The sequence below is a fragment of the Methylophaga pinxianii genome, assembly GCF_020447225.1.
GTDB classification, from domain to species: Bacteria; Pseudomonadota; Gammaproteobacteria; order Nitrosococcales; family Methylophagaceae; genus Methylophaga; species Methylophaga pinxianii.
On the sequence record NZ_JAJAEO010000178.1, the window covers coordinates 30,938 to 45,149 of the forward strand.

The 14,212-nt window shown below is 46.1% G+C and carries 12 protein-coding genes; 11 read left to right on the forward strand and 1 reads right to left on the reverse strand.

Annotated elements, in window-relative coordinates:
• Window positions 1–6: 6 nt before the first annotated feature.
• The 3 genes from LGT40_RS10725 (at window position 7) to LGT40_RS10735 (ending at window position 4,240) form a co-directional block, all read left to right on the forward strand.
• Window positions 7–2,064 (forward strand): sensor domain-containing diguanylate cyclase, encoded by a 2,058-nt coding sequence (locus tag LGT40_RS10725; protein ID WP_226074056.1) that lies wholly within the window; start codon window positions 7–9, stop codon window positions 2,062–2,064.
• Window positions 2,065–2,141: 77 nt separating this feature from the next.
• Window positions 2,142–3,725 carry a peptide chain release factor 3 gene (locus LGT40_RS10730; protein ID WP_226074054.1) on the forward strand — a complete coding sequence of 528 codons (1,584 nt, stop codon included), beginning with the start codon at window positions 2,142–2,144 and terminating at the stop codon, window positions 3,723–3,725.
• A gap of 65 nt (window positions 3,726–3,790) precedes the next feature.
• Complete coding sequence (locus LGT40_RS10735; protein WP_226074045.1) at window positions 3,791–4,240, forward strand: CBS domain-containing protein; 450 nt, start codon at window positions 3,791–3,793, stop codon at window positions 4,238–4,240.
• Between the two features lie 71 nt (window positions 4,241–4,311).
• On the opposite strand, the gene LGT40_RS10740 is transcribed toward LGT40_RS10735, so the two are convergent.
• Complete coding sequence (locus tag LGT40_RS10740; protein WP_226074044.1) at window positions 4,312–4,599, reverse strand: DUF3579 domain-containing protein; 288 nt, start codon at window positions 4,597–4,599, stop codon at window positions 4,312–4,314.
• Window positions 4,600–4,769: 170 nt separating this feature from the next.
• On the opposite strand from LGT40_RS10740, the gene ileS reads away from it, so the two are divergent.
• The 8 genes from ileS (at window position 4,770) to LGT40_RS10780 (ending at window position 14,207) form a co-directional block, all read left to right on the forward strand.
• Window positions 4,770–7,571 (forward strand): isoleucine--tRNA ligase, encoded by a 2,802-nt coding sequence (gene ileS, locus LGT40_RS10745; RefSeq protein ID WP_226074042.1) that lies wholly within the window; start codon window positions 4,770–4,772, stop codon window positions 7,569–7,571.
• A 10-nt stretch (window positions 7,572–7,581) separates the two neighbouring features.
• Window positions 7,582–8,049 (forward strand): signal peptidase II, encoded by a 468-nt coding sequence (gene lspA, locus LGT40_RS10750; RefSeq protein WP_226074040.1) that lies wholly within the window; start codon window positions 7,582–7,584, stop codon window positions 8,047–8,049.
• Window positions 8,046–9,143 (forward strand): histidinol-phosphate transaminase, encoded by a 1,098-nt coding sequence (hisC, locus tag LGT40_RS10755; protein WP_226074038.1) that lies wholly within the window; start codon window positions 8,046–8,048, stop codon window positions 9,141–9,143. The genes lspA and hisC overlap by 4 nt, the downstream gene beginning before the upstream one ends.
• A complete protein-coding gene (locus tag LGT40_RS10760) occupies window positions 9,140–10,027 on the forward strand; it encodes a prephenate dehydrogenase (protein WP_226074036.1) in 888 nt (295 codons plus the stop codon). The genes hisC and LGT40_RS10760 overlap by 4 nt, the downstream gene beginning before the upstream one ends.
• On the forward strand, window positions 10,028–11,365 hold the full coding sequence (gene aroA, locus LGT40_RS10765; protein ID WP_264177878.1) for a 3-phosphoshikimate 1-carboxyvinyltransferase: 1,338 nt from the start codon (window positions 10,028–10,030) through the stop codon (window positions 11,363–11,365). It begins immediately after the preceding gene.
• Entirely contained in the window at window positions 11,358–12,020 is a 663-nt protein-coding gene (cmk, locus tag LGT40_RS10770) for a (d)CMP kinase (RefSeq protein WP_226074032.1), read from the forward strand. The genes aroA and cmk overlap by 8 nt, the downstream gene beginning before the upstream one ends.
• Window positions 12,021–12,129: 109 nt before the next feature.
• The gene (rpsA, locus tag LGT40_RS10775; RefSeq protein ID WP_226074023.1) at window positions 12,130–13,803 is read left to right on the forward strand and encodes a 30S ribosomal protein S1; all 1,674 of its coding nucleotides are present in this window, start codon (window positions 12,130–12,132) and stop codon (window positions 13,801–13,803) included.
• Window positions 13,804–13,916: 113 nt separating this feature from the next.
• On the forward strand, window positions 13,917–14,207 hold the full coding sequence (locus LGT40_RS10780; protein WP_069296502.1) for an integration host factor subunit beta: 291 nt from the start codon (window positions 13,917–13,919) through the stop codon (window positions 14,205–14,207).
• Window positions 14,208–14,212: the final 5 nt, after the last annotated feature.

The following is a 14,212-nucleotide window of genomic DNA, read 5'->3' on the forward strand; positions in this document are numbered from 1 at the left end:
TCATTCTTGGCAATTACTTTTGAAACTCAACATTCTGCAGTGAATCGAATTGAAGCCATTCAATCATTCGGCTGTCTTATCCGTTTTGATGAGAAATTACAGAAAATTTTGCAAGTCAGTACAAATTTGCAAGAAAATCTGGGTATTTCCGTCGAAACGGCGTTGAGTTCTTCCCCCAAGGATATTCTGGGCAGTAAACTCCATCAGCGTTTACTGCAAGCTCTTTCTGCAAGCACTCGCTTAGCCTCGGCGTTAATGATAAATCGTCAGGTGGCTGGTTCTTATCAACGTTTTTACGTGATGGCTTACCGCAGTAATGCCTCAATAGTTGTTGAGTTTGAACCCCTTTCACGCTCGGGTGAGCAGCGTTTAATGCCAATCGTTAATGAGTGGTTAAGTCGGTTGGCTCAGGTTCAGGAAATACAGTCTTTACAACAAATGCTAGTACAGAGTGTACAGGCGGTGACGGGGTATGATCGCGTATTGCTATGTCAGTTTGATTCACATTGGCACCGTACCGCGATTGCGGAAGTCTGTCGTGATGCTTCCCGCAGCTTATTGAATTACCGTTTTCCAGCGAGCGATATTCCTGCCGAGGTCAGAAATCGTTACTCCATTAACCCGATACGTTATGTCTCGGATGTAAATGCCGGAATAGTGCCTTTTGCTCCCACATCCACTGACATTGCTGTACCCCCATTGGATTTAACCGCTGGTATGTTGAGAGGGTTATCTCCGTTTCATCAACAATATCTGCGTGAAATTAAAGTTGATGCTTCGCTTTCCATCGCGATCACAGGTGAACAAAAACTGTGGGGAATACTGACCTGTCACCATTTTAAAGCAATGCAGATTTCTGCGGCAGAGCGGGATGCGGCATTTAATCTGGTACAAATGGCCACGCAGCGAATGTTTTTATTGCAGGCTCGTCAACAGGCGATGTTTTTGGAAAATGTTTTAAACAGCCGTGAATTATTGTCAGCAGAACGGGACAAAGTAGTTCAGCCAACCAGGTTACTCGACATTTATGGCCGGGACTGGATGCAACTGTTTAATTGTATCGGCATTGCCTTGTTATATCGTAATGAAGTCAGGTGTATCGGTGAAACGCTGGATACTTATGAAGTTGATATTGTCGGGCGATGGCTGTCCACGGCTATTGGAAATAAACCCTGCTGGGCTTGTGATCAATTGTCACAAAGCCCTCTGGATGAGCTGGTCAATTTACGAAACAGAGCAGGACTGCTTGCTGTGCCTTTACCAATAGAACAAAGCCATTCGGGTTGGTTATTGTTGTTCAGACGTGCGCAGAAGACCGAATATCGATGGGTTGCCAAAAAACATATTATTGAAACGATTACACAGAATCCGTTGCAGTCAGCCGAAGAGCGTGGTTACCCAATTTGGATTGAAACAGTAGAAAATGAAGCTCAGTGTTGGACGAGTAGTGAACAAAATGCGGCGCAGGATCTGGCAGAAGATCTGGCTGTGGCCATTACAGTGCATCAAATCAATCGCCTTAATACAGAATTACAGCGGGCAAACACCCAACTGAAAGAGATCGCACATACCGATACGTTGACCAAAATATGGAATCGGTATCGAATGGAGCTGGCAATCGATACTGAACTTGCCGCTGCAGAACGTTATGGTCACCCTTGTTCAATCTTGCTATTCGACGTGGATCATTTTAAGCAGGTCAATGATACCTACGGGCATGATGTGGGTGATCAAGTGCTGACAGGTTTAGCCGATCAGGTTCAGGCCAAGCTCCGTGCCAGCGATTTTTTCGGCCGATGGGGCGGTGAAGAGTTTATTGTTCTGACATCGCATAATGGTCTGGATGAGGCGATGGGGTTGGCAGAACGATTGCGCAAACACATTGAATCAGTGGTTTTCGAAACGGTGGGAAATATTACCATCAGCATCGGTGTTGCCGAAGCGTTGTTAGGCAAAGAAACACGTAAACAACTGATAGAACGGGCAGACAAGGCCATGTATCAAGCAAAACAAACCGGCCGTAATCAAATCAAAGCCGCCACAGCTGAATTGTCGGATTCCTGATTATCATCCAAAATACTCGCATTCATGCGTGTGCTGCCAATGTGGATTGGCTTCTATCTATCTAAAACTGAGTTACTATGTCCGAAAGCCCGTTACAAAAACAAGTTTCCAAACGACGCACCTTTGCCATTATTTCGCATCCAGATGCCGGTAAAACGACACTGACGGAAAAATTACTCCTATTCGGCGGTGCTATTCAGATGGCTGGAAGTGTTAAGTCTCGTAAAACCGATAGACATGCTACTTCTGACTGGATGGAGATGGAGAAGGAACGGGGAATTTCCGTTACTTCTTCGGTAATGCAGTTTCCGTATAAAGATCGCATCGTTAATCTGCTCGATACACCCGGCCATGCGGACTTTTCTGAAGATACCTACCGTACCTTAACGGCAGTTGATTCGGCATTAATGGTCATTGACAGCGCCAAAGGTGTTGAGGAACGCACTATTAAACTGATGGAAGTCTGTCGGTTACGTGATACGCCAATTCTGACTTTCATTAACAAGCTGGATCGGGAAGGTCGGGATCCTCTGGACTTACTCAGTGAAGTTGAGAATATTCTGAATATCCGTTGTGCTCCAATCACCTGGCCAATTGGTATGGGCAAAGGTTTTAAAGGCATTTTCCATCTCTACAATGACAATATTCGACTATTTGAAGCGCATGGTGGTAAAGAGGCGGGAGAGTTGATTCAGGGCTTGGATAACCCACGCCTGGATGAATTATTCGGTTCTATGGCGCAAGAGTTACGTGAAGAAATTGATCTGGTGCGTGGCGCCAGCGATGAATTTGATTTGGATGCCTTTTTATCCGGACAAATGACTCCGGTATTTTTTGGCTCGGCAATGAATAATTTTGGTGTGACCGAGTTGATGGATGCCTATGTAGAGTATGCCCCCGCCCCTCAGCCTCGTGAAACCAAAACCCGTAATGTTGTCGCCGATGAAGACAATTTCAGCGGTTTTGTATTTAAAATTCAGGCAAATATGGATCCCAAGCATCGCGATCGGATTGCGTTTATGCGCGTTTGCAGCGGACACTACACCAAAGGCATGAAGTTACGTCAAACCCGGATTGGTAAAGATGTCACCATTGCTAATGCGGTGACATTTATGGCTGCAGAACGCGAACAGGCAGAAGAAGCCTGGCCAGGTGATATTTTGGGGTTACATAATCACGGCACTATCCAAATCGGTGATACTTTTACCCAGGGTGAAGATCTGCAGTTTACCGGCATTCCTTATTTTGCTCCTGAGCTATTCCGTCGAGTCCGTTTAAAAGATCCTTTGAAAAACAAAGCATTATTAAAAGGCTTACAACAGTTGAGCGAAGAGGGCGCCACCCAGTTATTTCGGCCATTGGATAATAATGATTTGATTCTCGGCGCCGTCGGAGTATTGCAATTCGATGTAGTCGTACACCGTCTTAAAGGAGAGTATGGCGTTGAGTGCGCCTATGAGCCAGTTCAGGTGCACACCGCAAGGTGGGTTTATTGTGATGATGTGAAAAAGCTTGAAGAATTCAAACGTAAGGCCTCAATGAATCTGGCGCTTGATGGGGCAGATAACCTGACCTATATCGCGCCGACACGTGTCAATCTGGACCTGACCATTGAGCGCTGGCCGGAAATTGAGTTCCGTTCAACTCGAGAGCATCTTTAAAAGGCTTGCCAGTGAGATGAGTTCTCAAGCAGAATGAATTTTCCATTTCGTTGCCGGAGAGAGAGATGAAAGTCAGACTCATTACCAAAAACAAAGGTAAGCCGGTTATCGGCCTGACACCAACTGATTCCCTGGACAAAGCTGTCCAGCTGATGATGGAACATCGCATTGGTTCATTAGTGGTGACGGACAATGGGGCTTTGGTCGGCATTTTGTCAGAACGTGATTTGCTGAACGTTCTGCACCAGAAACATGCGATGTGGGAGCCGAAAACGGCCGCAGACGCCATGACACCGAATCCCTATACCTGTGACCCGGATAATACACTGGAAGAAGTGATGAATATAATGGTTGAACATAATATTCGTCATTTACCGGTGGTTTACAAAGGACATCTTGAAGGGATGCTATCGATTACGGATATTGTGGAAGAGCTGCTGAAAAAAGCGAAGTTTGAAAACAAACTGTTGAAAAACTACATACAAAACTGGCCGGACGCCGAACACGAGGATTAGATCCTGCCTAGGGTTTATATTTCTCGCATCCGTGAGAGGGCAAGCGGAGCGGCGATGAAAAAATGCTGGCTCTATGACTCAGGCAAATGAGCCACTTTTTCAACTTGCAATTGGTTATCTTCGGCAAACTCGAGGAGAAACTCGAACAGCATGATATCGTCTTCTTCAAGCTGCGCATCAATGACGACACATTTTATTCCTTCCAGTGACGCCAATTTTACCTGAGGGTGAAAAATAATTCTTCTTCCCGGACCATAACTGGCCACCGCACCACATAGTCGTTCTGCCCAGTCACTTGGACGAAATTTACCGCCGTCTTTGGTGATGCCTTTAATGATCACTTTTTCCGTTGCAGTCATCGAATTAGGAGCTCTTAAATTGACAAAATGGATATTGGTTGAACATTTTACTGCAATTCAGCCCGTTCGCATCGGGCAAAGCCCAAACAAACCTTATTTCAGTGATTTAGGTCAGCGCGAAAAACCCGTATAATCGAGCGCTTTATTATTTGACGACAACGAGACGTTTTGTGGCCGACTACAAACACACTTTAAACCTTCCTGCGACCGACTTTCCGATGAAAGCCGGTTTGCCCAATCGCGAACCCGAGATTTTAAAGCGTTGGCAGGAGCAAGACCTGTATCAACAGTTGCGACAAAAAAATCAGGCTAAAGCCAAATTTATTCTGCATGATGGACCTCCATATGCCAATGGGGATATCCATATCGGTCACGCCGTCAATAAAATTCTCAAAGATATTATTCTGAAGTCCAAGACTCTTAGTGGTTTTAACACACCTTATGTTCCCGGTTGGGATTGTCATGGTTTACCTATCGAATTAAATGTCGAGAAAAAGGTAGGCAAGCCGGGCGTTAAAGTCTCTCCGGCTGAGTTTCGTCAGGCTTGTCGTGATTATGCGGCCAAGCAGGTTGATGGACAGCGTGAAGATTTCAAACGTTTAGGTGTTTTGGCGGATTGGGATAATCCCTACCTGACGATGGATTTTCAGTTTGAAGCGGATATCATCCGTACCTTGGGTGAAATCATTGAAAATGGTCATCTGCACAAAGGCGTCAAGCCTGTTCACTGGTGCGTCGATTGTGGATCTGCTCTGGCAGAAGCTGAAGTCGAATATGAAGACAAAACCTCACCTGCAATAGATGTACGTTTTCAACTGGTGGATGCTGCTGCATTTGATAAAGCCTGTCCAAATGAAGGCAAAGGTTCAATCAGTATTGCCATCTGGACCACTACACCATGGACTTTGCCTGCCAATCAGGCCGTATGTCTGCATCCTGAATTGGATTATGTGGTAGTGCAATGCGTTAATGAGCGTTTGGTGTTAGCAGAAGCGCTCTACGAAAAAGCCCTTGAGCGTTACCAGTTAACAGGCGAAGTCATTGCTCGCTGTAAAGGTGCAATGTTGGAAGGTTTGCAGCTACAGCATCCATTTTATGATCGTAAAGTTCCGGTTATTCTGGGTGAGCACGTGACAACCGATGCCGGTACCGGTGCGGTTCACACTGCTCCCGGTCATGGCCAGGATGACTATATTGTAGGTTTGAAATATAAACTGGAAGTCGATAATCCGGTAGCAGGTAATGGGGTCTTTTTACCTGATACTCCTGTGTTTGCCGGTGAATCGGTGTTTAAAGCCAACCCTCAGGTTATCGAATTATTAAAAGAAAAATCGTCATTACTCTGTCATGTGGATATCCGTCACAGCTATCCACATTGCTGGCGGCATAAAACACCAATTATTTTCCGTGCGACACCACAATGGTTTGTCAGCATGAATCAGAATGGTCTACGTGATCAGGCGATGCAGGCCATTGCTGCGACCAAATGGATGCCAGATTGGGGCCAGAAGCGTATTGAAAATATGGTGTCAGGCCGCCCCGACTGGTGTATTTCACGTCAGCGGACCTGGGGTGTGCCCATTCCATTATTTGTCCATCAGCAGAGTGGGGAATTACATCCTGAATCTCAAGCTTTAATCGAGAAAGTCGCTTTGGCTGTTGAACAAAAGGGTATTGATGCCTGGTTTGATATGGATGCCAGTGAGCTGATTGGTGGCGATGCCGACGATTATTACAAAGTCACTGATACGCTGGATGTATGGTTTGATTCCGGTGTGTCACATGCCTGCGTGTTAACCCGTCGTGACGGTTTGCAGCGCCCTGCCGATTTGTATCTTGAAGGTAGTGATCAACATCGTGGTTGGTTTCAGTCTTCATTACTGACCTCAGTTGCCACCACCGGAAAAGCACCCTACAAAGCTGTGCTGACTCACGGCTTTACCGTGGATGCCGAAGGCAAGAAAATGTCCAAATCGAAGGGCAACACAGTATCACCGCAAAAAGTGGTCAATAACCTCGGTGCCGATATTATCCGCCTCTGGGTGGCGGCCACAGATTACAGTGCTGAAATGACGGTATCGGATGAAATTCTGAAGCGTACTGCGGATTCTTATCGCCGGATTCGTAATACTGCACGGTATTTATTATCGAATCTGAATGATTTTGATCCAGCCTCCCATCTGGTGACAACCGAAAAGCTATTGCCACTGGATCGCTGGGTGCTGGACCGGGCTTACCATTTACAGCTGGAAATCCTGGCTGCTTACGAAAGTTATCAGTTTCATCTGATTTATCAGAAGGTACATAATTTCTGTGCCAATGAGCTGGGCAGTGCTTATCTGGATATCACTAAAGATCGCCAATACACTATGCCGGCCGATAGTCTTGGACGTCGCTCTTCACAAACGGCGATGTACCATATTCTGGAAGCCTTAACCCGCTGGATTGCACCGATTCTGAGTTTTACTGCGGATGAGCTGTGGGAATTTATTCCAGGACAACGTAATGCCTCCGTATTGTTGAATGAGTGGTATCCCTTGTTGGAGCCATTAGCAGTAGACAGTGTTCTGTCGTTGGCAGATTGGCAACAGTTGTTTTCTGTACGTGAGGCTGTAGCGAAAGAGCTGGAAAATAAACGCAATCAGGGTGAAGTCAAAGGTGGCCTGACCGCGGATATCAATCTTTATGCAGAAGACGAGTTGCTGAAAGTGCTGAATAAAGTGGGTGACGAATTGAGATTTGTTTTGATCACATCCTCTGCCAAACGTTTTGCCATAGGAGAGAAACCTGCAACGGCCATTAATACGAGCCTGTCAGGTCTGGCTGTTGATATTCATGCTTCTGCCAATGCTCGTTGTGAACGTTGCTGGCATCAAACAGAAGATGTTGGTAACCATACTGATCATCCCGAATTATGTGGTCGATGTGTTAAAAATATTGAGGGCGACGGCGAATCACGCCGTTTTGCCTGAGGCCAGGATTATGTTGAAGTGGTTATGGCTAAGTGCGTTGATCATTACCCTGGATCAAGTGACCAAAGTTATTATGTCGAATTGGCTGGATCTCTACGAAACCGTCGCAGTGATGCCGTATTTCAATTTCACACTGGCACATAACAGTGGGGCCGCGTTCAGTTTTCTGGCCGGCGCAGGCGGCTGGCAGCGCTGGTTTTTCATTGGCCTGGCTGTCTCTGTTTCCATCGCATTGATCATCTGGCTCTCACGGTTAAAAAATCAGGCTAAAGTTGAAGCCGCGGCTATTGCATTGATTATTGGCGGTGCGATTGGCAATGTGATCGATCGGTTTATTCATGGGTATGTTATTGATTTTATAGATGTGTATGTAGGGACATATCATTGGCCAGCCTTTAATGTCGCTGATGCGGCCATCTGTATTGGTGCTGTGTTATTGATTGTGGACAGTTTCAGAAAACCCGCGGAGCAAAAATGAATCTGTGTGATATAGCGGTAGAAAGTGTTATGGGTTTGCAGCCTTATGTGCCTGGAAAGCCCATTGAAGAATTGCAGCGTCAATATGGCGTAAGAGATGTCATCAAACTGGCTTCTAATGAAAGTCCGATCGGCCCCTCACAAGCTTCATTAGCGGCGATTGCTCTGGCAACACGTGATTTAACCCGTTACCCCGATGGCAATGGCTTTTCGTTGAAACAGGCGTTAGCTGAGAAATTTCAGGTAGATGCAGCGCAGATTACGCTGGGTAATGGTTCTAACGATATTCTAGAACTGATTGCTCGCTGTTTTGCCACAGCAGAAGATGAAGTTATGTTTGCTCAGCATGCCTTTGCCGTCTATCCGTTGGTGGCTCAGGCGATAGGTGCAAAGCTGTTGGAAGTACCTGCCAAAGACTATGGTCATGATCTCTCCGCTATGCAACATGCAATCACAGCCAATACAAAGCTGATTTTTATTGCCAATCCCAACAATCCGACTGGAACTTACTTACCGGCAAAAGAAGTTCATAGCTTTCTAAAAGCCGTTCCTCACAATGTCATAGTGGTGCTGGATGAGGCCTACGTGGAATATGGTGATGAAGAAGTAAACAGCATTGACTGGTTATCTGATTTTCCTAATTTAATTATTTGTCGGACATTTTCTAAAGCGTATGGTCTGGCTGGTCTGCGTGTTGGGTTTGCTTTATCGAGTTCCGAGATTGCGGATCTGCTAAATCGTTTGCGCCAACCCTTTAACGTGAATCATTTGGCAATGTGTGCAGCAATAGCAGCTTTGGGTGATGAAGACTATTTGCAACGGGCCAGGCAGGTAAATCAGCAGGGCATGCAACAATATATCGATGGTTTTAACGAACTGGGCCTGAATTATATTCCTTCAAAGGCCAACTTTATTTGTGTTGATGTTGCCACCAACGCAGCAGACATTTATGAAAAGCTGTTACAACAAGGGGTGATTGTTCGACCGGTTGCAGGTTATGGTTTGCCAACACATTTACGCATCAGTATCGGTCTCGAGCATGAAAATCAGCGCTGTCTGGAAGCATTGGCTAATAGTCTGTCCGAGGCAAAATGATCAAGCATCTGGCAATTATCGGCGTGGGTCTGATTGGTGGTTCACTGGCACTGGCATTAAAAAAAGCCGGACTGGTGGAGCAAGTCACAGGATATTCGCGTTCCAAGACTGCACGTGATGAGGCATTGACACTTGGCATTATTGATTGTGCGGCAGAATCTCTGGCCGAGGCTGTTGCAGATGCTGATATGGTCTTTGTGGCAGTACCTATGGGCGCGATGCAATCCGTGTTTGAACAAATAACACCACATCTCAAGTCTCAGGCAATTATCACTGATGGCGGCAGTGCCAAACAGCAGGTAGTCGATGCGGCTCGTCAGGCTTTGGGGGATAAATTTGACCGGTTTGTCCCGGGACATCCGATAGCCGGCACTGAGAAAAGCGGGCCATCAGCTGCTTTTGCTGAACTTTACCAACAACACCGCGTAGTGTTAACGCCTGTAGCTGAGACAGATAGTTCTGCGTTACAACAAGTGCGCCAAATGTGGCAACAGGCCGGTGCAGATGTATTTGAAATGGAGGTTGAACATCACGATGTTGTGCTGGCAGCTACCAGTCATTTACCGCATGTCTTAGCCTTTAATCTTGTGGGGATGTTAGCCCAACGTGAAGACTGCGATGAAGTGTTACGTTACGCCGCCGGTGGCTTTCGTGATTTTTCGCGTATAGCCTCAAGTGATGCCGTGATGTGGCGGGATATTTGTTTAGGCAACCGCAACGCAATTTTAGAGTTGTTACAACAATATCGTCACGGTCTCGATAAAATAGAACAGGCGATTCGGCAAGATGATGGTGAGTACCTTATCGATATTTTTGGCCGGGCTAAGCGGGCCAGAGATACCCGTTTTGCCGATCCTGATCTGCAAGACAATAGTGAAGTGTAAATGGGAGTGAACAGCAGCGTGAGCGGGCAACAAGATCGTAAATTTGTGGTACAGGCCGGTGGTCAGTTAACGGGTAGTTTCCGTGTACCGGGTGATAAGTCCATCTCGCATCGTTCAATCATGCTGGGTTCCCTGGCTGAAGGTATTACACAAGTGACCGGTTTTTTGGAGGGAGAGGATGCCCTCGCGACATTAGCCGCTTTCCGGGCGATGGGCGTCAAGATTGAAGGTCCCGTCAATGGTGAAGTTACTGTGCATGGAGTGGGTATGCATGGACTTAAAGCCCCCGAAAATGATTTGTATGTGGGTAACTCGGGTACCTCAATACGTCTATTAAGCGGCTTACTGGCAGGGCAATCCTTCGATGTGACAATGAGCGGTGATAAGTCCTTATCCGTTAGACCCATGCGCCGAGTGACCGATCCTCTGACACTGATGGGGGCCCGGATTGATACTACAGATGGTAAACCTCCATTAACGATTCATGGTGGGAACAAACTTACCGCGATTGAGTACGATTTACCGATGGCCAGTGCGCAGGTGAAATCCTGTCTGTTATTAGCGGGTATGTATGCAGAAGGAACCACTAGCGTCACCGAGCCAGCACCAACACGTGATCATACTGAACGCATGTTGCAGGGTATGGGATATCCTGTCCAAGTAAAGGGTAACCGGATCAGTATTCAAGGTGGCGGTAAATTAACAGCAACACAGATTGATGTTCCCGCAGATATTTCATCGGCAACCTTTTTCATGGTTGGTGCGGCGATTGCGCCTGGATCGGATATAACGTTGCAACATGTCGGGATAAACCCGACACGAATTGGCGTCATCAATATACTGAAACAAATGGGTGCAGATATCAGTCTGAGCAATCAAACCGTGACCGGAGGCGAGCCAGTCGCCGATATTCGGGTGCGTTATTCTCCATTAACCGGTATTGAAATTCCGGCAGACCAGGTACCACTGGCGATTGATGAGTTTCCGGCAATATTCATTGCCGCAGCATGCGCGGAAGGTCGGACGGTTTTAACCGATGCTGAAGAATTACGGGTTAAGGAAAGTGATCGTATTCAGGTTATGGCAGATGGATTACAAGCCCTTGGAATCAACGCGCAGCCTACAGCAGATGGCATAGTGATCGAAGGCGGGGTTATTGGCAGCGGAGAAGTGGATAGTCATGGTGACCACCGTATTGCCATGTCATTTGCTATGGCAGCATTACAGGCTGGTGGTACCATACAGATTAATGATTGTGCCAATGTTGCCACTTCATTCCCGAATTTTGTCGAATTAGCGACTGATTGCGGTTTACAGATTGATGCTTTTGATGTCTGAGGTACGTGTTTTAACGATTGATGGTCCCAGCGGATCAGGAAAAGGGACCTTAGCTCAACGTATGGCCGAAAAACTCGGTTGGCATTATCTGGACAGCGGTGCGCTTTATCGTGTTTTAGCGCAAGCCGCACTCAAACACCACATTGATTTAGCTGATGAAAAGGCACTTTCAGAATTAGCCGAGCAATTAGATGTAACGTTTTTGTTAAATCAGGGGCAGTTACAGGTGAATCTGGAAGGTGAAGATGTTTCACTGCTGATTCGTTCAGAACAGGCTGGTAATGCGGCGTCAAAAGTTGCCGCATTTCCAGCCGTTCGCACAGCTTTATTACAACGACAACGTGATTTTCGTCAGCCTCCCGGTTTGGTAACGGACGGCCGCGATATGGGAACGGTAGTGTTTCCTGACGCGGCATTTAAAGTCTTTTTGACAGCCAGTGCCGAGGTTAGGGCGGAGAGGCGATATAAGCAGTTGAAAGAGAAAGGAATTGATAGTAACCTTTCCGATCTCGTAGCTGAAATATCCGAACGTGATGAACGGGATATGCAACGTGAGGTAGCGCCACTACGGCCTGCCGCTGATGCCGTTATTCTGGATTCAACACAACTCGGAATTGAAGCTGTTTTAGAAAAAGTCAGTGCATTAATTGACTGATTTATTAGGGTACTTATTTGGGTGTTCCAGATAAGTTTTTTGTTAATTTCCTGCACATGCAGGTCTAACGGGCGATTCTGTTATTAATACAGGATCAAGGATATTTATAATGAGCGAAAGCTTTGCTGATCTCTTTGAAGAGAGTCTAAACGCAACCCCAATGCAACCAGGCAAAATTGTTACCGGTACGGTAGTCAATGTCGGTCCTGATGTTGTTATGGTTAATGCAGGTCTGAAATCTGAAGGCGCTATCCCGGTTGCCGAATTCATGAACGAAAAAGGTGAAATCACCGTTTCTGTTGGTGATTTGGTCGATGTTTCTCTGGAAACACTCGAAGACGGATTTGGTGCGACACAATTATCCCGTGAAAAAGCCAAAGCGGCTGAAGCATGGATCAGATTGGAACACGCATTTGAAGCCAACGAAACCGTTCTGGGGATTATCTCTGGTAAAGTCAAAGGTGGTTTCACTGTTGATCTGGAAAACATTCGTGCTTTCCTGCCAGGTTCACTGGTTGATGTACGCCCTATTCGTGATACTTCACACCTCGAAGGCAAAGAGCTTGAGTTCAAACTAATTAAGCTGGATCGCCCACGCAATAATATCGTAGTTTCTCGCCGTGCCATTATGGAAGCTGAGAACAGTGTTGAACGCGAAGCACTTCTGGAAACACTGGAAGAAGGCAAAGTGGTTAAAGGTATCGTTAAGAACCTGACAGATTACGGCGCGTTTGTTGACCTTGGTGGTATTGATGGTCTGTTGCATATCACTGATATGGCTTGGAAACGTGTTAAACATCCTTCAGAAGTCGTTGCTATCGGTGATGAAATCGATGTTCAGGTTCTGAAGTTTGATAAAGAACGTGAACGTGTATCGTTAGGCCTGAAACAGCTGGGTGATGATCCATGGAAAGATATCGCGCGCCGTTATCCAAACAGCACTCGTATCCAAGGTAAAGTTACCAACATCGCAGATTACGGTTGCTTTGTTGAAATCGAAGATGGCGTTGAAGGTCTGGTTCATATGTCCGAAATGGACTGGACCAACAAAAACGTTCACCCATCCAAGCTGGTTACTTTGGGTGACGAAGTTGAAGTGATGGTTCTGGATATTGACGCTGAACGTCGTCGTATCTCACTGGGTATTAAACAGTGCCAGACCAACCCATGGGAAGAGTTCTCAATGACTCATAATAAAGGTGACAAAGTCAGCGGTGCTATCAAATCCATCACTGATTTCGGTATCTTCATTGGTCTGGACGGTGGCATTGACGGTCTGATTCACTTGTCAGATATCTCATGGGAAGAAGAAAACGAAGAATTGATTCGTGACTTCAAAAAAGGCGATGAAGTTGAAGCCGTTGTATTGGCTATCGACCCTGAGCGTGAACGCATTTCCCTGGGTATCAAACAATTGCAGGATGACCCATTCTCAGCTTATTTGTCTGAACACCCACGTGGTACGGTTGTGACCGGTAAAGTCACAGCAGTGGATGCTAAAGGTGCAACAGTAGAATTGGCTGAAGGTGTTGAAGGCTATGTCCGTGTGGCAGATATCTCACGTGAACGCATTGAAGATGCGAGCAAGGTGTTGAATATCGGAGATGAAGTGGAAGCTAAATTCACTGGAATGTCCCGCAAGGATCGCACGCTGACTTTGTCGATCAAAGCGAAAGATGATCAAGAAGAATCTGAAGCAGTGAAAGAGTACAGCAATGTTAGTTCCGGCAATACCACTTTAGGTGATTTGCTGAAAGAACAAATGAATCAGAAAGACAGTTAATCTGATCATTGATTAAGCATCCGGTGGTAAGCCGGATGCTTATTTTCTTGTTATACAGCTGCCTTAAGTATTAGGGCCTAACCCAAAGTCTACTGCCGGGAATCTAGGAAATTATGACCAAGTCTGATTTGATAGAAATACTATCCGAAAAACAATCTCTATTAAATTACCGAGACGTTGAACTAGCGGTAAAGTTAATTCTTGAACAGATGAGTGATTGTCTGTCACGTGGTGACCGTATTGAAATCAGAGGGTTTGGTAGTTTCACCTTACATCATCGTCCACCAAGAGTGGGACGTAATCCAAAAAGTGGTGAATCCGTTAAACTTGATGAAAAATATGTACCACATTTTAAACCCGGGAAAGAATTACGCGATCGCGTTAACAATGCCGCAGGTTTTTAACAAAT